This window comes from Acinetobacter sp. GW821-FHT01C12, from assembly GCF_059422625.1.
This window is the reverse complement of the sequence record NZ_JBWKXD010000002.1, coordinates 626,862-651,540: the sequence shown is the minus strand read 5'-3', so window position 1 is coordinate 651,540 and position 24,679 is coordinate 626,862. Positions and strand designations below refer to the sequence as shown.

The 24,679-nt window shown below is 40.3% G+C and carries 22 protein-coding genes; 16 read left to right on the top strand and 6 right to left on the bottom strand.

Annotated elements, in window-relative coordinates; translation table 11 throughout:
• Positions 1-12: 12 nt before the first annotated feature.
• Positions 13-1,089, bottom strand: a complete 1,077-nt coding sequence (locus AC07WY_RS08530) for an aromatic ring-hydroxylating dioxygenase subunit alpha (protein ID WP_262086752.1) — start codon at positions 1,087-1,089, stop codon at positions 13-15.
• Positions 1,090-1,717: 628 nt separating this feature from the next.
• Between AC07WY_RS08530 and AC07WY_RS08525 the strand changes: the two genes are divergently transcribed.
• Positions 1,718-3,064: an MFS transporter gene (locus tag AC07WY_RS08525; protein WP_270385000.1), complete on the top strand. Its 1,347-nt coding sequence runs from the start codon at positions 1,718-1,720 to the stop codon at positions 3,062-3,064.
• Positions 3,065-3,095: 31 nt separating this feature from the next.
• Positions 3,096-4,379 (top strand): OprD family outer membrane porin, encoded by a 1,284-nt coding sequence (locus AC07WY_RS08520; RefSeq protein ID WP_494736149.1) that lies wholly within the window; start codon positions 3,096-3,098, stop codon positions 4,377-4,379.
• Between the two features lie 134 nt (positions 4,380-4,513).
• On the opposite strand, the gene AC07WY_RS08515 is transcribed toward AC07WY_RS08520, so the two are convergent.
• Both AC07WY_RS08515 and AC07WY_RS08510 read right to left on the bottom strand, forming a co-directional pair.
• On the bottom strand, positions 4,514-4,813 hold the full coding sequence (locus AC07WY_RS08515) for a DUF1330 domain-containing protein (protein WP_262086749.1): 300 nt from the start codon (positions 4,811-4,813) through the stop codon (positions 4,514-4,516).
• A gap of 28 nt (positions 4,814-4,841) precedes the next feature.
• Positions 4,842-5,504: a GntR family transcriptional regulator gene (locus tag AC07WY_RS08510; protein WP_494736148.1), complete on the bottom strand. Its 663-nt coding sequence runs from the start codon at positions 5,502-5,504 to the stop codon at positions 4,842-4,844.
• A 153-nt stretch (positions 5,505-5,657) separates the two neighbouring features.
• On the opposite strand from AC07WY_RS08510, the gene AC07WY_RS08505 reads away from it, so the two are divergent.
• The 9 genes from AC07WY_RS08505 to AC07WY_RS08465 all read left to right on the top strand — a co-directional run bounded on the left by AC07WY_RS08505 (position 5,658) and on the right by AC07WY_RS08465 (position 15,352).
• Positions 5,658-6,260 (top strand): amino acid synthesis family protein, encoded by a 603-nt coding sequence (locus AC07WY_RS08505; protein ID WP_096734954.1) that lies wholly within the window; start codon positions 5,658-5,660, stop codon positions 6,258-6,260.
• Positions 6,229-7,020: an alpha/beta fold hydrolase gene (locus AC07WY_RS08500; protein WP_419329140.1), complete on the top strand. Its 792-nt coding sequence runs from the start codon at positions 6,229-6,231 to the stop codon at positions 7,018-7,020. The genes AC07WY_RS08505 and AC07WY_RS08500 overlap by 32 nt, the downstream gene beginning before the upstream one ends.
• 24 nt (positions 7,021-7,044) lie before the next feature.
• Complete coding sequence (gene tgnA, locus AC07WY_RS08495) at positions 7,045-7,977, top strand: flavin-dependent trigonelline monooxygenase reductase component (RefSeq protein ID WP_419329138.1); 933 nt, start codon at positions 7,045-7,047, stop codon at positions 7,975-7,977.
• Between the two features lie 2 nt (positions 7,978-7,979).
• Entirely contained in the window at positions 7,980-9,017 is a 1,038-nt protein-coding gene (gene tgnB, locus AC07WY_RS08490; RefSeq protein ID WP_419285300.1) for a flavin-dependent trigonelline monooxygenase oxygenase component, read from the top strand.
• Between the two features lie 11 nt (positions 9,018-9,028).
• Positions 9,029-10,498: a (Z)-2-((N-methylformamido)methylene)-5-hydroxybutyrolactone dehydrogenase gene (tgnC, locus tag AC07WY_RS08485; RefSeq protein WP_494736147.1), complete on the top strand. Its 1,470-nt coding sequence runs from the start codon at positions 9,029-9,031 to the stop codon at positions 10,496-10,498.
• 308 nt (positions 10,499-10,806) lie between these two features.
• Positions 10,807-12,207 carry a purine-cytosine permease family protein gene (locus AC07WY_RS08480; protein ID WP_419285306.1) on the top strand — a complete coding sequence of 467 codons (1,401 nt, stop codon included), beginning with the start codon at positions 10,807-10,809 and terminating at the stop codon, positions 12,205-12,207.
• Positions 12,194-13,366, top strand: coding sequence for a hypothetical protein (locus AC07WY_RS08475; protein WP_494736146.1), 1,173 nt, complete (start codon positions 12,194-12,196; stop codon positions 13,364-13,366). The genes AC07WY_RS08480 and AC07WY_RS08475 overlap by 14 nt, the downstream gene beginning before the upstream one ends.
• 145 nt (positions 13,367-13,511) lie before the next feature.
• Complete coding sequence (locus AC07WY_RS08470; RefSeq protein WP_494736145.1) at positions 13,512-14,969, top strand: NAD-dependent succinate-semialdehyde dehydrogenase; 1,458 nt, start codon at positions 13,512-13,514, stop codon at positions 14,967-14,969.
• Entirely contained in the window at positions 14,966-15,352 is a 387-nt protein-coding gene (locus AC07WY_RS08465; RefSeq protein WP_419285314.1) for a carboxymuconolactone decarboxylase family protein, read from the top strand. The genes AC07WY_RS08470 and AC07WY_RS08465 overlap by 4 nt, the downstream gene beginning before the upstream one ends.
• A 132-nt stretch (positions 15,353-15,484) precedes the next feature.
• Here the strand turns inward: AC07WY_RS08465 and AC07WY_RS08460 are convergent, their stop codons facing one another.
• Both AC07WY_RS08460 and AC07WY_RS08455 read right to left on the bottom strand, forming a co-directional pair.
• Positions 15,485-15,892, bottom strand: coding sequence for a hypothetical protein (locus tag AC07WY_RS08460; protein ID WP_494736144.1), 408 nt, complete (start codon positions 15,890-15,892; stop codon positions 15,485-15,487).
• A complete protein-coding gene (locus tag AC07WY_RS08455; RefSeq protein ID WP_494736143.1) occupies positions 15,885-17,225 on the bottom strand; it encodes an MFS transporter in 1,341 nt (446 codons plus the stop codon). The genes AC07WY_RS08460 and AC07WY_RS08455 overlap by 8 nt, the downstream gene beginning before the upstream one ends.
• 100 nt (positions 17,226-17,325) lie before the next feature.
• Between AC07WY_RS08455 and AC07WY_RS08450 the strand changes: the two genes are divergently transcribed.
• From AC07WY_RS08450 to AC07WY_RS08430, 5 genes are all read left to right on the top strand, one after another.
• Positions 17,326-18,219, top strand: a complete 894-nt coding sequence (locus tag AC07WY_RS08450; RefSeq protein WP_494736142.1) for a LysR family transcriptional regulator — start codon at positions 17,326-17,328, stop codon at positions 18,217-18,219.
• Between the two features lie 241 nt (positions 18,220-18,460).
• Positions 18,461-19,102: a paraquat-inducible protein A gene (locus tag AC07WY_RS08445; protein ID WP_494736238.1), complete on the top strand. Its 642-nt coding sequence runs from the start codon at positions 18,461-18,463 to the stop codon at positions 19,100-19,102.
• Positions 19,099-19,905 (top strand): paraquat-inducible protein A, encoded by an 807-nt coding sequence (locus AC07WY_RS08440; RefSeq protein ID WP_494736141.1) that lies wholly within the window; start codon positions 19,099-19,101, stop codon positions 19,903-19,905. The genes AC07WY_RS08445 and AC07WY_RS08440 overlap by 4 nt, the downstream gene beginning before the upstream one ends.
• A gap of 11 nt (positions 19,906-19,916) precedes the next feature.
• Complete coding sequence (locus AC07WY_RS08435) at positions 19,917-21,584, top strand: PqiB family protein (protein ID WP_167468956.1); 1,668 nt, start codon at positions 19,917-19,919, stop codon at positions 21,582-21,584.
• Positions 21,574-22,317: a PqiC family protein gene (locus AC07WY_RS08430; RefSeq protein ID WP_494736140.1), complete on the top strand. Its 744-nt coding sequence runs from the start codon at positions 21,574-21,576 to the stop codon at positions 22,315-22,317. The genes AC07WY_RS08435 and AC07WY_RS08430 overlap by 11 nt, the downstream gene beginning before the upstream one ends.
• Before the next feature lie 107 nt (positions 22,318-22,424).
• Here AC07WY_RS08430 and AC07WY_RS08425 read toward each other — a convergent pair whose 3' ends face one another.
• A complete protein-coding gene (locus tag AC07WY_RS08425) occupies positions 22,425-24,653 on the bottom strand; it encodes a phosphocholine-specific phospholipase C (protein ID WP_494736139.1) in 2,229 nt (742 codons plus the stop codon).
• Between the last annotated feature and the right edge of the window lie 26 nt (positions 24,654-24,679).

Below are 24,679 nucleotides of genomic sequence, written 5' to 3'. Positions count from 1 at the left end.
GTTTATTCTCCTTTAAATCACCCGAATATTTGGAAACTTATGTTTTGTTGTTTCAGGTGTGAGCGTACTTTCTTGTGCCAGTAATCTATCAATCACTTTACGTGACTGTACGCCACCAGCATCAATATTCAGCATCAGTAACTGGCGATGGGGATTTCGTAAAATATTTTGTTGCTGTTGTTCCAGCATTTCTAAATCTTCGGTAAAGATTTTGCCTTGACCTTCGCGAATGAGATCAGTGAGGGTCGGGTTATCTTGTTGGAAATTACGTGCCATTCCCCAAAAATACCAATGCGAGGTTTCTGTTTCAGGGCTAATAAAATCAACCACGATCGATGACACTTTTTTATCTTTAGGGGCATGATATCCGCCATGACCAGCATGAGCGACACCCACTTCAATATGTACATTACTTGGAGCAACGAAGTGACAGCGTTGCCAACGATCTACAGCAACATCATCTGCTAAGTTATTACAACGAAGTGCCATTTGCCAAAATGGAGGAGCGATGACATTTTCCATATAACGTTCAGTAATGACATGATCACCATCGACCTTGGTGACAGGAAGTGCTTCATCAATTTCTTTTTGCCCAATACTGCTCGAATGGACATAGGTTTCATGGGTCAAATCCATAAGGTTGTCGACCATCAAACGATAATCACAATCAATATGGAATAAACCACCGCCATAGCTCCACTCAGGATGATCTGCCCATTCTAGTGTAGGGAGTTTGGACTCATCAGCCAAAGCTTGATCACCAGGCCAAACCCAAATAAAACCAAACTTTTCTATGGCTGCATAGGCTTTATTACAGGGGAAACCGTTTACACGTTGAGCTGGCATAGAAATGGTTTTTCCTTCGCATCCCATGACTAAACCATGATAACCACAAACTAAATTGCCATCTTCAACATAGCCTAATGATAATGGGGCGCCACGATGTGGACAAAAATCTTCAACAGCAGCAACTTGATTTTCTTTGCCGCGATAGAAAACAATTTTTTCACCACAGATGGTGCGACCAAGCGGCTTGTCTTGGATATCTTCAGGATAGCAAGCAACATACCATGCATTTTTTATAAACATTTGTGATGACTCCTTATCACTTATTGGATCCAATTTATATCAACGAAAATAAACAGTCAATCCATAAAATGATCATTAAATCCTTTTATTTAGGCTTTTTTATTTTGTTTTTATCAATATTTTGCTGTTTTCATTTAAAAAATATCTCTGCGATATTTATGTGGTTGATTGTGCTTTTATTTATTTTTGGATCCAATTGGTGTTTTTGTTGAATACCTCTCGCATTGCGAAAACTAAAATATTTAAGAATAAGGGGGCTTTTTTAATATCTCAATAAGGTCACTTACTTAGTAGAGGCTAATTGAATTTAATGGATCCATTTTCATGTAATTTTTAAATTTATACATCTGTTCTTTATTTATTTTTTTATAAATATTTAAATAAATCAATTGATTTTGCTTTTTATTTTTATTTTGTAAATATTTTTTAATAATACTATTGATTTTTTGGATCCAATTAATCAAGATGAAATAGAGCAGGACGCTCCAAAAAAATATTCTTGTTCAAAGATGAGTTTAAAAATTAAATTATTCCTCTAGGTAATTATGGATACGGATATGCATAACCACCCAACGACGCAGCTCAATAATGTCGTGTGTATATCCTATCCAGATTGGGAGATAAACAAATGGAAAGAGATGTGCTTGGAGAGATAAGTCAAAATAAGATGAGCCGCTATCAATGGTTTGTGATTTTGATTTGTGTTTTCCTCAATATTATTGATGGTTTTGATGTCATGGTTATGGCATTTACTGCACCTTCGGTTTCAGCGGATTGGTCGCTTTCTGGTGCTCAAATCGGTTTGTTATTAAGTGCTGGTCTATTTGGTATGGCTGCTGGTTCGATTTTTCTGGCACCACTTGCCGATAAAATTGGTCGCCGTTTACTGATCTTAATTTGTTTGGTGATTGCTGGAATCAGCATGCTGGCATGTGCTTTTGTCAATAGTCATAGTATGTTGGCCATGCTTCGTTTTGTCACAGGGATTGGGGTTGGCGGTATTCTTGCCAGTAGTAATGTTTTGGCCAGTGAATATGCCAATACACGCTGGAGAAGTTTTGCGGTAAGTTTGATGTCTACAGGATATGGGATTGGTGCCACACTTGGTGGGATATTGTCACTGACACTGATTGAACATTTAGGCTGGCGCTCGATTTTTCTTGCAGGTGGGATCACAACCATTGCAATGCTGTTGGTGAGTATATGGTTATTGCCTGAGTCCTTAGATTATTTGTTGGCAAAAAGACCGCAACAAGCGTTAGGGCGAATGAACTCAGTGTTACAGCGTATGGGCTTAACTCATCTAGATGCCTTACCTGATTATGCAAAAAGTGATGCAAAGGGTGGCGGAGATTTTGCTAAATTATTTGGTGGGCAACAGGGCTTTCAAACATTGTGTCTATGGGGGGCTTTCTTTCTCGTAATGTTTGGCTTTTATTTTGTGATGAGTTGGACACCGAAAATTTTAATTTCAATGGGAATGTCGCCTGAACAAGGGGTTACCACAGGTATTTTAATTAGTATTGGTGGGATCTTTGGTGCAGCAATTATTGGTTTGCTGGCATCCCGTATCAAAATCTTCTATGCCTTAAGTCTATTTCTAGGACTAACTGCCGCATGTGTGTTTTTATTCGTGGCTGTCTCGGCCCAAGTGAGTGTGGCATTGATTGTTGGCCTATTACTTGGAACGCTGATTAATGGTTGTATTGCAGGTTTATATTCTATTTCACCTACAATTTACGACGCCGATATTCGTAGCCGTGGCGTAGGCTATGCCATTGGTTTTGGACGTATTGGTGCTATTTTATCACCAACAATTGCAGGCGTTTTTTTAGATAAAGGTTTAGCGCCAGCCACACTTTATGCATATTACGGGGTGGTATTTATTTTGGCAATTGTGCTTATTTTAATGTTGGGTAATGCATTTTATCGACATAAAAATGAAGCAGCCTATACGCTTAAAACAACAACTTAATCCTCTAAAAATTAAATAGTTGAGATAAAAAATGAAAAAAACATCCTTGTGGGTGTGGGTATACTTTTGCCCATTATTTAGTGCTCTGGCGCATGCCGATTTAGTGACGGACAGTAGTGCAGAGCTAACGCTTAGAAATTTTTACTTTGACCGAGACTATAAACAAGATCCATATCCTTATACTGCTGCGCGCGATTGGGCACAAGGTATCATCTTTAATGGTCAATCGGGCTATACCGATGGAACAGTTGGTTTTGGTGTTGATGTATTGGCAATGGCTGGATTTAACTTAATTGGAGATCGAGCTGATGACTATGCACGGAGTAACTTATTACCTGTAAATGCAGATAATTCACGAGATGATTATTATGGGAAAATCGGGCTGACTGCCAAAGCAAAATTTAAAAAAAATGAGCTTTTTGTGGGAGATTTGGTTCCACGATTGCCCACGATTTTTTCTTCACCTGCGCGTTTGTTCCCTCAAACTTATCGAGGTGCTCGGTTTGTTTCCAATGAAATTCCAAAGTTGCAATTGGAAGGTTTTTACGTAGACCAAGTGCGACAGCGTGATTCAATTCATTATAGTGATGTTGGTACGGACAATATCAATCGCCGTTTTGATCAATCAGCAACAACAGATTACTTCTATAGTTTTGGTGGCGCTTATCAACTCAATGATGCATATCGAATCCGTGCTTATCAGGCTGAACTGCACGATATCTACCAACAGCAATTTTTAGGTTTTAATGGTAAACAGCCTTTAAATGAACAGTTAACTTTTTTAAGCGATGTACGATTTTTCAATAGTCAGGAGGCAGGTAAACAAAAAATCGGTCATGTAGATAATCAGCATTTAAGTGGATTATTTGGCTTAAATTATCAAAACCATACCCTGTCTTTGGGTTATATGCAGGCATTTGGTTCGACAGGGTTACCATTTTTATCGGGCACAGAAAGTCCAGTGGTGCTTGATTTTATGAGCTCGGATTATTCCAATAAAGACGAGAAAGTCTATTCACTGCGTTATGAATATGATTTTAAAAATGTAAAATTTGCTGATATCTCTCTCAATGGACTGCGTTTTATGACCCGCTATGCCAAAGGGCAAGATATTGATTTACTTAGTTATGGTGATAAGCGATTTAAAGAAGAATCAATGGAGCTGGATTTAGCTTATAAAATCCCAGAAGGGAAGTTAAAAGGCTTAGGCATGCGAGCACGTTTTTCTCATTACCGAAACGATATGCCAACCAATATGGTCTTTCACTCAGCCAATGAAACTCGTTTAAATATAGATTATAGCTTTAAGTTCTAAGGGCTCTGTATTACGAAACGGTTCTTTGATTTAAAGAACCGTTTTTAAAATTTAGTCTAATGGTGAAGAGTGTGGGTTTAAGTAAATTGTGATGAAAAGTATTTTATTAGTTCTAATACATTCATTTTTGGGCTTTATAAATCCAGCGATTTTAAGCTTTCCACAATACTAATCATGACATCGGCACAATCTTGACGAGCAAGCCTTGCTTTAGCGTATTCTTCTGAATGATAACAAGCTTGTGCTGTTTCTAAATCAGCAAATTCAATAATGACATGGCGTTCATAAGATTTTCCTTCCATGCAAATAGAATTTCCACCTCTCGCAAGAAATTTTGCATTATATTTTTCAAACGCTAAGGGGGCTAAAGCCATGTATTGTTTATATTGTTCTAAATTATGAATGGTAACGTGCGCAATCCAGTATGCAGCCATGGCTTTAATCCTTTAATTTCTTAAACCTTTATGTATTTAAAATATTTTTTGCAATTGAAGCAGCTTCAGCAATATGTGCAGCAACAGCTTGTTTGGCTTTTTCAGCATCTTGATCTAAATAGATCGCTTCACATATGTTTTTGATCCGTTGAAAACCTGAAACTTCACGTTTAGTTGAATTCATTGTCATTGCGCGAAGTCGACTAATACGACCATTTAAGCGTTGTACCACTTCCAAGGCGATATGATGTTTTGCTGTGGTAAAAATCGTTTCATAGAGTTTTGATGAGACTGAAATAATCAAATTAATGTCGTCTATAGCAAAAGCGTGTTCAAGCTCTATCACAAAAGCTTTTAAAGTTTCGGTGGTTTGATGGGTGAGATTCCGAGTGCAATCAGCAACCGCACTTTGTTCAAGCAATAGTCGAATTTCATAAATCTGTGATGCAATTTCCCAGTTCAGCAAAGAAACAATTGGCCCTTTATTTGGCAAAATCTCAACCAAGCCTTCAGCTTCTAAATAACGAATGACCTCCCGTACAACAGAGCGACTTACGCCCAGTTCTTCACATAAGCTTCTTTCAACCAGTCTTTTTCCAGAAGGAAAATAGCCAGTAATAATGGCATTGCGAACTTTGTCTAAACATAGCTCACGCAAGGTCACGGGTGGATTTTCAATTTTAAGATTCATAGAGGTTTAATCAGTCCTGATTTTGCGAATACACAATTTTGTTACAAGTTCCTTGCTTAAAAATAGCATAGCAAACTATTGCATTTTTTGCATTATGTATTATGGTATACCATAATACAGACAACAAAATTAATTAACCAGCAAGGAAGAACAATGAATCTGATACGTAAAACGGTGCTTCATGTCGAAACCACATATATCGATGGTGCTAAGGATGCACCTATACCCTTAAAAATGGTTGCAGCAGCAGCTGTGATTCAAAACCCGTGGGCAGGGCAAGGTTATGTTGAAAATCTTTCCCCAGAAATTCGCCGTATTGCACCAGTACTGAGTGAGCATTTAACCAAGCTTATTTTGGATGAAGTCGGTTCTGGTGAAGCAGTACAAGCATTTGGTAAGAGTGCAGTGGTGGGTTTAAACGGTGAGCTTGAACATGCATCAGCCCTAATTCATACCCTACATTTTGGAAATACTTACCGTAGTGCGGTCGGGGCAAAATCATATCTTGCATTTAACAACACCCGTGGCCCTGCAAATGCACCGATTTTAATTCCAATGATGGATAAAAATGATGAAGGGCGCCGTTCTCATTATTTAACCTTACAGTTTGCTATTCCAGATGCGCCAGCTGCTGATGAGTTAGTCATTGTGATTGGTGCTGCAACAGGTGGTCGTCCACATCATCGTATTGGAGATCGTTATCAAGATTTGGAAGAGTTAGGTCATGATCTCAAAAACCCTGCAGCTGTCAAATAATCGCCTTGCTCACTATTTTGAGCAGGGTCAAGGAGAACCTTTAGTTCTGATTCATGGTGTTGGAATGCAAGCCGAGGCATGGTATCCGCAAATTGAGTTCTTCTCAAAAGCTTATCGCGTGATCTCAGTGGATATGCCCGGGCATGGGAAAAGTACAAAGTTAGCCCATGATGCATCGTTACAAGCCTTTGTGGATTGGATGATTGAGTTTCTGACAAAACTGGATATTGGTGCTGTCAATTTGGCTGGGCATTCAATGGGTTCACTGATTACAACAGGTGTAAGTGCAACTTGTCCAAATCTGGTGAAACGTATGGCGGTATTGAATGGTGTTTATAAACGTTCAGAAAAAGCCAAGAATGCAGTGCTTTACCGCGCTGAAGCGATAAAAGCAGGTCAGCTTGATATAGAAACACCACTACAACGTTGGTTTGGTGACAGTGAGGCAGAGCGCCAAGCTGCATTAAAAGTGAAATCGTGGTTACAGCAAGTAGATCTGTCAGGCTATGCAACTGCTTATTCCGCCTTTGCTCGAGGTGATTCAATTTATGCCAATGACTGGTCAAAAATCACCTGTCCAGCTTTGATTCTCACGGGGACTGGTGATCCTAACTCTACAGCAGAAATGGCAATACAGATGGCCAGCCAAGCTCAAAATGCCAAGGCTATTGTGATTGAAAATGAAAGACATATGGTGAATTTAACTGCACCAGATAAAGTGAATAATGCAATGCAAGCATGGTTGGAAACCAGCGTCTAAATTGCTTGATAAAGGAATATAGCAATGAGTGAAATGGATACAATAAATAAAATACGGGAACTACGTGATGCTTTTGGGTCATTTATGACAGGCGTGACCATAGTGACCACCTGTAAGGACGATGGAACACCATTAGGTTTTACAGCGAACTCTTTTGCTTCGGTGTCTTTGGACCCAGCTTTGCTTTTGGTTAGCATTGCAAAGACATCAAGCAATTACGATTACTTTGCACAGGCAACACATTTTGCCATCAATATTTTGGCAGAAGAGCAAAAGGATATTTCCAATACCTTTGCTCGTCCAAGTGATGATCGTTTTGCAAATTTGGACTGGCGCAAAAGTGATTGCCAAAATCCGATTATTGACCAAGTGAGTGCATGGTTTGACTGTACCACTTACCAAGTTGTTGATGCAGGAGATCATGCTGTATTGATCGGTAAGGTAGAAGGTTTTACTTCAACAGGTTTTGCCGGACTGGGGTATTACCGTGGTGCTTATTTTACCCCCGCTAAATCTTCAACGGATGTGATCTCTGGCATGAAGGTTATGATGATGGCATTAATCGGTCATGAAAACCAAATCTTGCTTGAGCAAACCTCGCAGCAAAAATGGACATTGCCACATTTGCTTGTAGATAAAGACGGTGCAGAAAAAACGCTGGAGAAAATCTTTGCGGTTTACCAGCCTGAAGCTTCGCCAAGCTTTATTTATTCTGTCTACGACGATATCACCACACAACAACAATATATTGCTTTTTTATGTAATACCCCCATTCCTGAAGCCCACAAAGGTCAATTTGTGGATTTAAATGACCTTGAGCAACTCACTTTTGTCGATAGTGCTTTGGAAAGTATGTTAATGCGCTATCGCAAAGAAAATCATCTTAAAACTTATGGTGTTTATTACGGGAATCAAACCACTGGAACGGTTCGTCAAATTGTTAAAGAGGAAGTTTAACTATGCGTTTTTCATTATTTGTACACATGGAACGTGTTTCTGATCAAGAAACACATAAGCAACTTTATGATGAAATGATAGAGCTTTGCCAAATTGCTGATCGGGGCGGAATGCATGCGATTTGGATGGGTGAACATCATGCAATGAATTTTACCATTGCACCCAATCCATTTATTAATTTGGTTGATCTTGCCAACAAGACTCAAAATGTTCGCTTAGGCACAGGTACCGTAGTTGCGCCGTTTTGGCATCCGATAAAGTTGGCTGGTGAAGCTGCCATGGCAGACATCATTTGCAATGGTCGTTTAGATATTGGCATAGCGCGAGGCGCATATTCATTTGAATATGAGCGTATGGTACCGGGGATGGATGCATGGAGTGCAGGTCAGCGGTTACGCGAAATGATTCCTGCAATTAAAAACCTATGGAAAGGCGATTATGAGCATAAGGGTGAGTTTTGGCAGTTCCCGAAAACCACCGCTTCACCACAACCTTTACAACAGCCACATCCATCGATTTGGGTTGCTGCTCGTGATCCCAATAGCCATGAGTTTGCAGTACAAAATGGCTGTAATGTACAGGTTACACCTTTGCACTTAGGTGATGAGGAAGTCGAAAAGTTGATGGGGCATTTCAATACGGCTTGTGAAAAGTTTGCTGATGTAGCTCGTCCTGAAATTATGTTACTACGGCATACCTACGTTGCTGACAGTGAGCAAGATGCACAGCTTGCAGCAGATGAAATGAATACATTCTATAATTATTTTGGGGCGTGGTTTAAAAATGAGCGGGAAATTACCCAAGGGCTTATTGCACCACTGAGTCAAGAAGAAATCGCACAACATCCATTTTATACAGCTGAAGCCATGCGTAAAAATAATGTCATTGGTCAGGCGCAGGAAGTCATTGATCGTCTGAAAGTCTATGAGGCGATGGGGTATAACGAGTATTCCTTCTGGATCGATACAGGAATGAGCTTTGAACGTAAAAAGGCCTCATTAGAACGTATGATTAATGAAGTGATGCCAGCATTTGCATAGGAGAGAAGAGTATGGCTTCTCCATTTCAGTTATATATTAATGGTCAATTTGAGGATGGTGCTGCGCAATTTGACAGTATCAATCCAGCAACTGGACAAGTTTGGGCAAAAATGCCTGAAGCTCGAACAGCTGAGGTTAATCGTGCGGTTTCTGCTGCATCTCAGGCTTTGCAAAATGTGGCATGGTCAGGTTTAACCGCTTCGCAACGCGGAAAATTGCTTTATAAACTTGCGGATTTGATCGAAAAAGCTGCACCGCAACTGGCACAGTATGAAACGTATGACACTGGTAAAATCATTCGTGAAACCTCAAGCCAAATTGCTTATGTGGCTGAGTATTATCGTTATTACGCAGGTATTGCAGACAAGCTAGAAGGCCGCTATTTACCGATTGATAAGCAAGACATGCAAGCTTGGACTATTCGTGAACCTGTGGGTGTAGTCGCTGCGATTGTGCCGTGGAACAGTCAATTATTTTTATCCGCTGTCAAAGTCGGTCCTGCTTTAGCGGCAGGCTGTACGGTTGTGTTAAAAGCCTCAGAGCAAGGGCCTGCACCATTACTGGCATTTGCTCGCTTGGTTCATGACGCAGGTTTTCCAGCAGGTGTCGTGAATGTGATTACGGGTTTTGCAACTGAATGTGGAGCGGTTTTAACCCGTCATCCTGAGGTTGCGCATGTGGCATTTACTGGTGGTCCTGAAACAGCACAACATATCGTACGTAATTCCGCCGAAAACCTTGCCAAAGTATCGCTTGAACTGGGTGGAAAATCGCCATTTATTGTTTTTGCAGATGCTGATTTACAAAGTGCTTTAAATGCCCAAGTCGCTGCGATTTTTGCCGCAACGGGGCAAAGTTGTGTTGCAGGTTCACGCTTGCTCATCGAAGAAAGTATTAAAGATGAGTTTCTTCAACGTTTGGTTGAGCGGGTTCAACGGATCAAAATTGGTTTGCCGGATGATATGGCAACGGAATTTGGTCCACTGTGTACTTTAGCTCAACGCCAGAAGATTGAGCAAGTGGTGGTAAGTTCAATTCAGCAGGGTGCACAACTACTCACAGGTGGACAAGCCATTGATCGTGCAGGTTATTACTATCCACCTACGATTCTAGATTGTAGTGCTGCTCCGCAGGCCGATTGTGTCATGACTGAATTGTTTGGCCCTGTATTGTCGGTGGTTAGTTTTCGCACTGAAGCGGAAGCAATTCAAACAGCCAATCATACTGCGTATGGACTTGCCGCTGGGATATTTACCCATAACTTAAGTCGTGCTCATCGGATGACCAAAGCGATTCGGTCAGGCATTGTTTGGTTGAATACCTATCGGGCAGTTTCACCACTCGCACCCTTTGGTGGTCATGGTTTATCTGGTCATGGTCGTGAAGGTGGTTTTGAGGCGGTATTCGATTACACCACGACAAAAACCGTTTGGTTACGTACTTCAGATGAACCTATTGATGATCCTTTTGTGATGCGATAAATCTTAAAAGGTCTGATTTAGAAATTTTAACTTCAAGGATGAAAATATATGCACAACACTGAAATCCCATAAATTTTACTGCGGTTTAAAAATACCTTTTGTTGAGCTTTTAAAAAGCCTCAACTGGAGCATTTTTATCTTTTTTTAATGATTGATTAAAACTGCTGAAAATCAATGTACAGAATAAGAGCAATAAAGGTCAGGTCATCTCGCTATGGTTCTGACAAGGCAGGTTGTGAAACCTAGGTTTATGCTCACAAATAAATTGATATTGAGGAAAATGAATTCCTCAAAGAGAGATTAAGGATATGAATCAAAATGAAAAAAATGCTTTTGTGATAGAAAGCCATTCAATTGACTATGTCGATCCATCAGAACGCCATGGAAAAGTTCGGGATCTTTTTACCCTGTGGTTTTGTACCAATATCGCACCCTTAGCGGTGATTACCGGTGCAATGTCAATGTTAACGTTTAATCTAAGTTTAGTCAGCGCTTTAATTGCAATTTGTGCTGGGCATTTCTTTGGGGCCGCAATTTTGGCATTGACTTCAGCTCAAGGACCACAAGTGGGTATTCCACAAATGATCCAGAGCCGCGCACAGTTTGGGCGTTATGGTGCATTGTTGGTTGTATTATTTACCACCCTGATTTATTTGGGGTTCTTTATTTCAAATATTATTTTATCTGGCAAAACTTTACATACCGTTGTACCTGCAATACCTGTACCGATGGCCACGGTGATTGGGGCAATTGCTGCAACCACGATTGGTATAGTGGGTTATCACCTTATTCATAAGTTCAATAAGATTGGCACGTGGTTTATGGGAGGTGCATTATTAATTGGTCTGATGATTATGCTTCCACATATCAATGCAGATGTCTTGGCAAAAGGTGCTTTTAATATGAAAGGCTGGTTTGCCATGTTTGGTTTATGTGCTGTTTGGCAAATTAGTTTTTCACCCTATACCTCGGATTATTCAAGATATTTACCTAAAAGTATCGGGATTTTTAAGCCTTTTATTTTTACCTATTGGGGCGCATCTCTAGGAACGATTTTTGCCATGGTATTTGGCACAGTGGCAGTCAGTATCGGTTCTACTACAGATGCAATGGAAGCAGTCAAATCGGGAACAGGATTGTTTGGCTATGCACTGATGATTTTATTCCTCTGTAATATTATTGGTCACAATGCCATGAATTTATATGGAGCGGTCTTATCTTGTATTACATCGATTCAAACCTTTGCCGGTCAATGGATACCAAGTAAAAATATTCGTGTGGCTTTATCTATTGCGGTACTTGTTCTCGCTACATTTACTGCGCTTTGGGCATCCAGTAACTTTATTAGTTTCTTCCTCAATGTGGTTTTTGCCTTGCTATTTATCTTGGTGCCGTGGGTATCGATTAACTTGTTGGATTTCTATGTGGTGAATAAGAAATCCTATGATATTCACTCTATTTTTGCTCAAGATGGTGGCATTTACGGCAAGTTTAATGCAAAAGCTTTAACCGCCTATTTTATTGGGATTGCAATTCAAATCCCATTCCTGACCAATGCATTTTTTACAGGACCTTTCGCCAACGTTATTCCAGATGTTGATGTGTCATGGGTGATAGGTTTAGTGGTTAGTTTTGTTGTGTATTACCTATTTAATCTTGGAAAGATTAAAGGGGGATTAGAAAGGAATCTGCAAAATGAAAAAAAATAATTTACAACTGATCGTTGCTTCAATTCTCGTTGCTTTTATTTCGCCAAGCTATGCAGGAATCAGTTTTGGTGATCGTAATAATGAAACTGGTCAGCTCACGGTATCTGGTTATGTGCGAGGTAATTACCAACTTAAGCAGTATGGTGAAAATGCCGATGATCAAAAAATTCGTTTTGATGCAGCACAACTCAAACTAGATTATGCGCGTGGTGATCTGTTTGGGCATGCTGAGTATAGATGTTATCAATATGAACGGCTGTGTGACTTTTCGACCATGATTGATGCTTATGTGGGATACCGTCTCAATAAAACCGATCAGCTTGTAGTTGGGATGCAACCGATTCCATTTGGTCCAGGACGTTTCTGGGGCAATAGTCTATTTGGTAGTATCAATACCACTGCTGGGTTGGAAGATGTGCATAATGTTGGTGTGAATTATCATGCTGAATTGCCGACAGCAACCAAGTTTGATTTAGGTTATTTTGCTATAGATGGTGGTCATTATTCAGGAACATATACACCTAATTCAGGGCGTTATACTGCGAATTATGTGCGTTCAGATGATGAGTCACAAACCAATTTACAGGAAAAAAATATGTGGGTTGGGCGTATTACGCAGGATATACCTTTGGCTGTTGAGGGGCTGAATACGCAGATCGGTGCATCATACTGGATCTCAGAAATTGACAATAAAAAGACCAATCAAACAGGTCGTCGTAAAGCGTGGTCAGTATTTAGCAAACTCAATTATGGTGCTTTAGGACTAACATTAACAGGAGGTGAAAATGACATCAGCAATAAAGATCTGATTCACCCTGATACCTCGTTGATGGGATCGTATGACAGTGAATATGCTGTTGCCAATAAAGCAACTTATTATACTGCTGACCTTGGATATACCTTTAAAGATGTTCAACAGATTGGCAATATTACCCCTTATTTTATGCACAGCCGTTACAACAAAGATCTGTCAGGATCACAAGATTCTACGCGTAATATTTTAGGTGTCTCGATTGATCATAAACAGCTTTCTTTGCTTGCTGAATATATCGTGAGTAAGAATGATCCATTTATTGGTGGTAATTTTTCATCATTGGCGCAGGGTGATGATAACAAATGGAATAAGTTGTTGAATTTGACTTTATTCTATTATTTCTAAAACAAAGCAAATCACATTCGGGCAACCGAAAATTTTTTCACGATTCTTTTGGTATGCCATCATACAAGATGATGATAAATAGATCATTGATCAACTGATTTGATGATCTATTTCTCCATACCAGAGTCTAACAAGGATAATTTGTATGCAACTTAATGCAATGCCACTTTTCCATCAACAGGCTTTCGTTGCTGGTCAATGGTGTGATGCCGATAGTCATCAAAGCGCTGATATTTATAACCCAGCAACACAAGAAATAATTGGAAGCGTGCCAAATATGGGCAAGGCAGAAGCTGAACGGGCGATTAAAGCTGCTGTTACAGGTTGGGCAGCGTGGAAAAACAAGACCGCAAAAGATCGTTCAATCATTTTAAAAAAATGGTTTGACCTGATGATTGAAAAGGCGGATGAGCTGGCATTTATTTTAACCAGTGAACAAGGCAAACCTTTAGCGGAGGCGAGAGGAGAAATTTTATATGCCGCCAGTTTTGTCGAGTGGTTTGCTGAAGAAGCGAAGCGTGTGTATGGCGATGTTATTCCAAGTCCTTACACCGATGCACGTATTGTTGTACAGAAACAAGCAATTGGTGTTGTCGCAGCAATTACGCCTTGGAATTTCCCAGCTGCAATGATTACCCGTAAAGTTGCACCAGCATTGGCAGCGGGTTGTCCGTGTATCGTGAAGCCCGCACCTGAAACGCCATTTACAGCTTTAGCTTTGGTGGATTTGGCCGTTCAGGCGGGAGTGCCTGCTGATATTTTCAGTGTGATTACTGGTGATGCAGTAAGTATTGGAGGTGCAATTTTTGAAAGTCATGAGGTGCGTAAGTTTACTTTTACCGGTTCTACCCCTGTGGGAAAGCTGCTTTATCAACGTTCAGCACAGACCTTAAAGAAAGTATCTCTTGAATTAGGGGGAAATGCGCCGTTTATTGTTTTTGATGATGCCGATTTAGATGCAGCGGTTGAAGGTGCACTGATTGCAAAGTATCGCAATGCAGGTCAAACCTGTGTTTGTGTCAATCGTTTTCTGGTACAAGCTGGGATTTACCACAAATTTATTGCTGGATTAAGTGAAAAGGTGAACGCTTTAAAAATTGGTAATGGTTTAGATCAAGGGATTGAAATTGGTCCCTTAATTAATAGCAATGCTGTTAAAAAAGTCGAAGCGCATGTTGCAGATGCATTAGCCAAATCGGCGCGTTTGGTTACAGGCGGTAAACGACATCATGCAGGCGAATTGTTTTATCAACCCACTATTATTGCTGATGCCAATGCAGACATGGATGTTGCCACACAAGAAACATTTGGTCCTCTTGCCGCCGTATTTAAATTTGAAACCGAACAACAAGCCCTAGATATGGCAAATGTCACGGAATTTGGTTTAGCTGCATATTGCTATACCAAAGATTTAGGACGGGCTTGGCGCATGAGTGAACAGCTTGAATATGGCATGGTTGGAATCAATAAGGGGCTCATCTCAAATGAAGTTGCTCCTTTTGGCGGAATGAAGCAGTCAGGTTTAGGCCGTGAGGGATCTAAATATGGAATTGAAGATTATCTTGAAATTAAATACACCTTATTCGGAGGATTAAATACATGAGCAATGACAAATTTGAAAAAGGCCTCGCAATTCGTAAACAAGTGTTGGGCGAGGCCTATGTAAATCACTCCATCAATAATGCCGATGATTTTAATTTACCTTTACAAGAGCTGGTTACGGAATATTGCTGGGGTGCTGTTTGGGGACGTGACGAACTGAGTAAGCCTGAACGCAGTTTAATTAATCTTGCGATGATTTCTGCACTTAATCGCCCACATGAGTTGAAACTACATGTTAAAGGTGCATTGAGAAATGGTTTATCTAAAACTCAAATTCGTGAAGTGCTTTTACAAGTTGCCATTTACTGTGGTGTACCTGCTGCAGTCGATAGTTTTCGTATTGCAAAAGAGGCAATTTTAGAATATGAACAAGAAAATCGCTAAGTTGATTTATTGATATTCATTGAAATTTAATCTGACAGGCTCAGCCAAAAAATGGGGAACTGTCAGATCCAGTTTAAGCAAGTAACCGTACATTCAATTAGACTGTTTACATCAATAAACTCTTCACACAATTTAACTCGATGAGGCCAAATTGACCAATGTTTCATGTAGATAAACCCAATAACATTGACCTGATTCAACTTTGATACAAGCCGTCGATATGCGTAATGTATCAGGTTCATGGCTTTGTTGATGTTCTTGGTATTGAATCCAGCAGTGATTGTTTGCTTCAAATAAAGCAAGTGTATCCAAGATTTTAATTTTTAACGCAGGTTTATTACCTACATTTTGACTAAACAAGGCATTTATTTCGGGAAAACCAATGACATTGCCTTGTGTTGTAATCATTTTAAAATTTGGGTCAAAACTGGCTAAGAGTTGATTTAGGCTTTCTTTTGCATTTTGACCTGTAAATACGTTTTCAATCAAAATATGTAAATCGATGACATGTTGTAATGCATTGTCCATAGGATTAGACATGGGTTTTCTCCTTAAAAATGGAAATTAATGATAAGAGGCACAGCAATGCTGCAATCATAAAAGTTTGCTGATAACGTATTAAATCATTTGCAGCAGGCAACAGACTAAAGATTGAAATAAGGACAACTGTACCTAAACTAAAAGCGACTTGTCGATTAATGTTCCACAGCACACTGCCTTGTAATAAGTCTTGGCCGTTAAAATCGATGAGGGCACTGATTTGGGCAGTATTGGCACTTAGACCACCACCCATTCCCATCAGTAGATAAGCAACTATCAAGGTACTTAAATCATTGGCATTTGAAACCCAGAACAGCAGTGAAATTCCTAAACTATGTAGCATAATACCAATTATAAAGAGCTGCTTTTTACCGAGATGGCGATAGAGAAGTCCACCACTGGTCATCGATACCAATGCGCCTACTGCATAGAGCAGCATAAATAAGCCAGTCTGTTTTGCATTAAACCCAAGGTTACGTTGTAAATTAAAGATATTCAGTAAATTCACACCAGTAAAAATACCGGGGACTGCGTAATAAACGATAAATGCATTGCGTAAATTATAATTTTTTAACAATTGCAAATTAAGAATCGGATGAGCAGATCCTTTCGCGTATTTGAGATAAATCAGAAGCATTGTGACGGAAAGCAAAAAGCTACTGATCGCGAGTACAACACTATGGTAATCGTTAAATAATGAGAAAGAGAGTAACAAACACAACAGGCTGACATTGACCATAAACAGTCCTAAAAAGTCAGGTTTCCCGGACGTTTTAGCTTTATTTTCTTTGATCCATCGCCATGCTAAAAAAGCAGTGATCACGGTAAAGGGGATATTGGCGAAAAACACCCAACGCCAAGATAAAGCATCAATAATCATGCCGCCAATCGTTGGTGAAAAGGCTGGTGCAATTAGTGCGATTGCCATGATCATTGTGGAGATACGTTGCCGTTCATGATTTGGAAACAATGCAAATACCAATGCTTGACCGACAGGGATTAATAATCCACCAGCCACACCCTGAACAAATCTCCAAAAAATTAAACTATGGATTGATTCACTCATGCCAATCAACCAAACACTGATAGAAAAAAGCAGCATTGAATAACACAGCAATTTCCGATCACCCAATACGCTTGCTAACCATAAGCTCATGGGCATGATTAAAACCAAACCTAAAATATAAGCATTGCTTACCCATGCAACCATCGATGGGCTGACTGAGAAAGCTGTTGCTATATCGGGTAAGGCAATTGCAGACATGAAAATATTGATGCAATCAATAAAGAACCCAAGTAAAAACACTGTTGCTATTTTATAGCGATATGACATAGCGACCTCCAAGATGCAGGAGGGTACGATTCAGGCCTTTTATTGTCGATGCATGCGAAGTAAAATCATTGTTTAATAATTTCAAACAATCAGTGTGATTATGCAAAAAAACCTAAAACAGATTATAAGTTTTCTGCAAGTGGTTGATTCAGGATCATTTACCAAGGCAGCAGAGATTTTGGGTTTAAGCCGATCGATGGTGAGTATTGATATCAAGCATTTAGAACAGCATTTAAATGTCAGTTTGCTGATTCGTAATACGCGTAATATCGCACTGACTGAAATAGGCAAAAGCTTTTATGAGGATTTCAAACACATTCAATTGCAAATTGAAGAAGCTTTTGAGCGCAGTCAAAATTTAGCCACAAGTGTTACAGGGATATTGCGTTTTTCATCGACCAATGAATTTGGACGGAAATTCATCTTACCTTTGCTGGGTGAGTTTTGTCGCCAATATCCTCAATTACAACTACAATATTCATTTAATTCTTCCTTAGATGATTTAGTCACTGAAAAATTAGATTTGGTCATTCGGTTGGGAAACTTAAAAGACTCATCGATGCGGGCACGAAAAATTGCTGAATATCCGATTTATTTGGTTGCCAGCCCTGAATTTTTACAACGTTATCCAATCAATAGCATTGCTGATTTAGCACATGTTCCTTGGATTGGTCATCGCTTATTGAATTGGCAGGATGCGCAATATGTTTTACAAAATGATCAAGGTGAAAAACATACATTGCCTTTTGTTAGAAGTCAGTATGAATCTAATTCGGCAGAAGCGATACATCAGATGACACTTGCTTCATTGGGCGTTGCGATATCGCCAGCTTGGTTGGTCGATGAAGATATTCAGCAAAATCGTTTAACTCGGGTGTTAGCTGATTTTGATTTACCTGTACAAAATGTCCAATTGCTCTATCCGAATACGGGAACCTTGCCAGCAAAAACCCGTGTCTTTATCGATTTTTTGGTGCAACGACTGTGTCTTTAATCATGTCAAAATAGGCGCTTGCTATTGCAAATAGATAAAATGCATGGTCAATTGTTAGACTAGATTTCGCCAGATCAATTGTTTATATAAAACCAACAGGATATCATCAAAAAATATCACAACTCATCTGTATACATCTCAGTAAAATATAGCAAGATGAGCTTCGGTCTAAAAAGAATTTATAAAATGGTGTTGATGTTCTATGCGTGAACCGTCCTCCTGTCCGCCAGTTTCTACCCCTATGAATCAGCATGCATTGATTCAATATGGTGATATTGCACCGCAAACGCTGGTTGCCTGTGAGGAATGTGACACGCTCTATCATCGAATTCAGTTGACCCAAGGTGAGCGTGCTTATTGTCTCTGTTGTGGTGCTGAGCTTTATCGGCAAAGCAAACCATTTAGTGTCTTACTGGCAATGGTAACAACAGCACTGATCGTATTTGTGATTGCCAATAGTTTTCCGATTGTTAAGGTGGAATTGCAGGGTAATGATTCCCAGACAACATTACTGGGTGCTTCATGGGCAATGTTTCATGCAGGGCAAGGGCCCGTAGGTGTGCTGATTCTTATCACGACTTTCGTGGTACCTCTATTGGATTTATTGCTGCTGTTCTATGTCCTTTCATCAGTTCATTTTTTTAAAGTTCGGCCTCGCTATTTAGTTGCAGCATTTCGTACCCTGTTTTTATTTAGAACATGGGGAATGGTTGAAGTATTTTTGATTGGGGTATTGGTCACCTTGGTTAAACTGGTCGGGATGGTTGTGGTGATTCCGGGTGTTGCATTATGGGGATTCTCCATACTGAGTGTGTTGCTGGTTTATATTGCCTCAGTAAAAGTCAAAGATCTTTGGGATGAGATCGACAGGAGACTCTCATGAAAACTGAAGAGTCTCAGGCTAATTTTTCAAAATACTCAGCGAATACAGACAATAAAAATTCGTTGCAATACCCAAGAGCCAAAGATTTGTCTTTGGTGCTTTGTCATTGCTGTGGAACGCTCAATAAACAGCTTCCAGAGGCTGAAACAAAACACGCTTCACATTGCTTGAAATGTCATAGTGTGCTGCATCAACGTAAACCAAAGAGCTTAGACAGAACCCTTGCTTTGGTGATCGCGGCGAGTATTTTATATATTCCAGCCAATGTACTCCCGATGACCGTGACAGATTCTTTGTTAGGCAGTCAGCAAGATACGATCATGAGTGGTGTGATCTATTTTTGGCAGAATGGGGATTATTTGGTATCTGCTGTTATTTTTATGGCCAGTATCTTTATTCCCATGTTAAAACTTTTGATTCTGTGTTTTCTGTTGATTGCAGTAAAAATGCAGTCTTCTAAACGTTTGCATTTTTCACCTGAGCATTGCTCAATGCTTTATCGGATTGTTGAGTTTATCGGTCGATGGTCGATGATTGATGTTTTTGTGGTGGCTTTATTGACCGCCTTGATTCAGATTCAATCACTGGCAACTATTCTCGCTGGGCCGGGCGCGGTTGCTTTTGGTGCAGTGGTGGTTTTAACCATGTTTGCTTCACTGAGTTTTGACCCGCGTATTATTTGGGATAATTATTCTGCTGCCCAGAATACGCGCAACAAGAACGGGCTTTTCCTGCAAGGCGCAGATGTGATTCACGTGGATCATGCTCCCTTGAATCATGATTTATCTAATTCCAGTCAATAAAACAATGATGGGTGTGTATGTCTGAAAATAAAACCAATAACGAAAGCTCAGATCATCAGGATCCTCATGCTGTAGATGAAACGCAGCAGATTTTGCCTGAACCTGAGAAAAATAAAGGACGCTGGCGACCATCGTTGATCTGGCTGATTCCGTTTATTGCCTTGTTGATAGGTCTGTCGTTGGCAGTCAAAGCGGTATTAGATACTGGTCCGACCATTAATGTTGCTTTTAGAACGGCTGAAGGGCTGGTTGCAGGTAAGACGACTGTTCGTTTTAAACAAGTGGATATCGGTCTTGTTCGCCAAATTGATCTTGCTGATGATCATTCACATGTCATTGCCAAAATTGAACTGCGTAAGGATGCCAGTAATTTTGCTGCAAAAGACTCACGCTTCTGGGTGGTTCGCCCACGCATTGGTGCCAGTGGCGTCTCCGGAATTGATACCTTATTGTCGGGTGCTTATATTGAGGTTGATGGCGGTAAGGCAGAACAAAAACAGGATGAGTTCACTGGCTTAGAAGTTCCTCCAGTCATCTCATCAGATGTACCGGGTAAAATCTTTTTCCTCAAAGCCAATAACTTAGGCTCACTGGATATTGGTTCTCCTATTTATTATCGTCAGATCAATGTGGGTCAAATCACGGCTTATCAGTTGGCCAAAGATGGTAAGAGTGTTGAGTTACAGACCTTTATTCAAGCACCTTATGATAAGTTTGTGACCACAGATGCGCGTTTCTGGCAGGCCAGTGGTGTCGATGTCAGCTTAAGTGCATCAGGATTTAAACTAGATACCCAGTCTCTGGTGAGTATTATCGCTGGCGGGATTGCTTTCGGTTATCCTGAGAATTCACATGCTGCTGTTGCTTCGGATCAAAGTCGTTTTAATTTATGGGATTCTCGTACTGAAGCTTTGAAAGAGCCAGATGGAAATCCACATCGTATCATTATGTATTTTGATCAGTCTTTACGTGGCTTGTCGGCAGGTGCACCGATTGACTTTATGGGGATTGAAATTGGTAATATTCAGTCGATTAATGCGGAGTTTGATGCAAATTATACTCAGATTCGGATGCGGGCTGAGGGGGTCATTTATCCATCTCGTTTAGCCAATGGCAAAGAACTTGATCCTGATGGTGTGATTTTTAAACGCTTTATCGAAAGAGGCTGGCGTGCTCAGATGCGCACTGGAAATCTACTGACAGGGCAGAACTATATCGCTTTTGATCTATTCCCTAAAGCAAAACCAGCAAACTTAATCATCAGATCAAATGGTGTGATTGAGGTTCCAACCACACCAACCGAGTTGAAGGGATTACAAGCACAAGTATCGCAAATTGCAGATAAACTGAATAAATTCCCATTGGTGGAAATTGGGCAAGATGTACGTAAAACCCTCAATAATATGAATTCAGCGATTAGCTCTACAGATAAATTGGTGAAACAGTTGGATGGGAAAGTTGCGCCAGGGCTACAGGCGACTTTGGATGATGTACGTAAAACCATGCGCTCTACTGAAACCATTCTATCCAGTGATGCGCCAATGCAACAGGATGTACGTCGTGCTTTACAGCAAATGACACGTGCTGCCGCATCTTTACAGTTAATGGCTGACTATATTGAACAACACCCTGAATCACTCATTCGTGGGAAAACGCCTGAGGTTAAGAATGCTAAATAAAAAAAATAGCTCACATTTTTTGTCTTATTTGCCGCAGTCTAGTCGAGCAGGTTGTGCTCTGTTACTGGCCATTGTGGGTTTAGCTGGCTGTTCCAGTTCGCCTACACCAAACTACTATAGTTTGACGCCAACGGTTAAACCGTTGGTGAGTTCAAATGTACGGGTGATTGAAGTCCTGCCAGTGGGATTACCCGACCGTTTAAACAGGGCGCCTTTGGTCTTACAGGACAGCAGTGGTAAATCTAATGTATTGGATAACGAACGCTGGACGTCCACGTTGGGGGCAGAGTTGCGTGATGGTTTGTCTGCGGGTTTGCAACAGAAATTAGGTGCTGTCGATCGTTACAGCAGTGGTATGACAGGTGGTAAAGTCTCTTACCGTATTGCAACCGACTTTTCTCGCTTTGATATTATCGAACACTCCAACACACGTTCGTTAATGGGTGCGATGAATCGGGATATTGAGGTGGTAGTTGCTTGGATTATTAAACGTGATGACCCAGCCAGACCCTTAAATCAGCCAACAGGTGTACAAAATGCAGTTTTGCCGAACCGACAACTCAGTTGTCGAATGGCATTTACCGATGCAGTTGGTGCAGATGGCAATAAAATTGTTGATATTGTCAGTGTTTCAAGGCAGTCATTGAGTAAGGTGGTTGAAGCGATTGCTGCTTCTGTTGTTGCGACAGAAGCCAATAAAGCTGTGGTGATGGAAGGGGTGACCTGTTCCTAAGTAAGTACTATAAAAAAGCACCCCAGTTTTAAATAAAGCTGGGGTGCTGTTAATTTTGATTCAGTGTTAACAATCTAAAAAAATGAATATTCAAAATTCTTTAAATATTAAACCATCGCTGGATCACTGACAGAATCTGCACCTGTTTCAACGCGTCCTGCAAAGCGTCGATAAAACTTAGTGTCCTGAGTACAAGTTACGGCAAAATCATACCATTGCCATGTATCTTTCAGTTCCCAATGTCGTGTTGATGTTTGACCTGCTTTTACACTGATTTTTAACGCTGCGTCACTACGATAGACGACTGGGCTAATGACCAGTTCAACATCTTTCGTGCCTGTATTGGTCAGGTCTAAATAAACATTACCATTGGCAATATCATAACACACTCGAATTTCAGGATTGATTTGCAGGGTTTGATTACGATTTAAATCACCTTTGAAATGGCGATGAAAACCATTTGGTCCCATCACCCAAAGATCGTATAAGCCTTGATTATCCTTTTTCACATTCCAAACATCATCCAGTGTTTTACCCGCTTCTACTATGTAACGACGTGGGACACGGCTGAGATTTAATTTATCATAGACATGAAAAACTGCACCTTGAGTCCCTGTATTCGAGAACAAGAGTTTAACTGTTCCATCATTTTGACAACGTGCACTGGTATGTAATTCATAAGGCAATGCTTTAGATGGGCGAATACCACTGGCTTGAATTGGAAGTTGTAAATTGGTTGGAATTGGCACATTGGGCAACTTTTGCTGAGCTGAACGAAGTTGATCTGCTTGCTCACGGGTTTGTTTACCATTTAATTCTGGCAGTACATCTTCATTTGGGGTTTTAAAATTAAATGCTGAGGTTAAATCACCACAAATCGCACGACGATAAGGGCTGATATTTGTTTCTTTTACCCCAAAGCGTTGTTCTAGAAACATTAATACTGACGTATGATCAAACACTTGAGAGTTAACCACACCCCCACGACTCCACGGTGAAATTACAAAGAGTGGTACCCGTGGGCCCGGTCCATAAACACCATTGTCTTTTTTAGGCTGGCTGCTGCTGCCTAGTGGCGCGTCATGTAGATAATATTCATGCTGCATATCAGCTTGGCTGAGTGTGGATTTACCAGCATAAGTATTGTCTGCTTGTAAGGTTGGTGCTGATGGAGACGGAACATGGTCAAAATAACCATCATTTTCATCAAAATTGATCAAGAAAACTGTTTTACTCCAAACCTCTGGCACTGCTGTTAAAGCATCTAAGATTTCTTGAATAAACCAAGAACCTTGTACTGGGCTTGATGGACCTGGATGTTCACAATAGATAGAAGGTGCATTGATCCAAGATACTTGGGGAAGCTTGCCTGTTTTGATATCATTTTTAAAAGCATCTAAAAACTCTTCGGGTTTATTGCCGGGCAGGGTGTTTGCGATACCTTTATATAGTGGATTTTTAGCATTATCGGTTGTGGCATCATAAGCTTTATAAGGTAACGGTTGCGCTGCATTATTGTATGGACTATTTGGTGCACCACCACTTGAAACTGGATAGCCTGAAGCAATATTGGCTTTTTTGAAGGTACGGAATGCACCGAGCATGTTATCGCCCCATTCATCCGGCATGTTTTGATAGCAAATCCAGTTAACACCTGCCTCTTCTAAACGTTCAGCATAGGTTTTCCATGTGTAGCCGATATCAACGTTTTGGGGATCACCATCAATCCAGTCCCATTCATTATTCACAAACGCAGTACTGGTCGGTACTGCGCCATTGGTGCCGGTTAAATGAAATGAACGGTTGGCATCTGTACCTGTGTGCATTGAACAGTGATATGCATCGCAAATGGTAAAAGCATTGGCTAAAGCAAACTGATAAGGGATTTCCTGCTCTTTAAAATAACCCATTGCATAATCAGTTTTATGGGTAGGCCAGTTTGACATACGGCCGTTGTCCCAAGCTTTTTGGCTATCTACCCAAGTATGATTTGTACCGGGTGCACGTTGTGCATTATTACTCGATCCATCTAAATGAAAAGGCGTTAATAAGGCACCGTTACTTCGTTGTTGTTGCCATACAGTACGATCATTTTGCAAAGGAATGGTTAAGCGGTCGGCAAAACCACGAACGCCTTTTAATGTACCAAAATAATGGTCAAATGAACGGTTTTCTTGCATCAGGATAACCACATGTTCGACATCCTGAATGGTTCCTGTTTTATTATTTGCAGGAATAGCCAATGCTTTTTGAATGCTGGCTGGAAATGTAGATAAGGCAGCAGCACCAAAACTTGTTTTAAGTGTATTTGCTAAAAATTGACGACGATTAATCACAATATTTCCCTTTGGTATTTTTATGT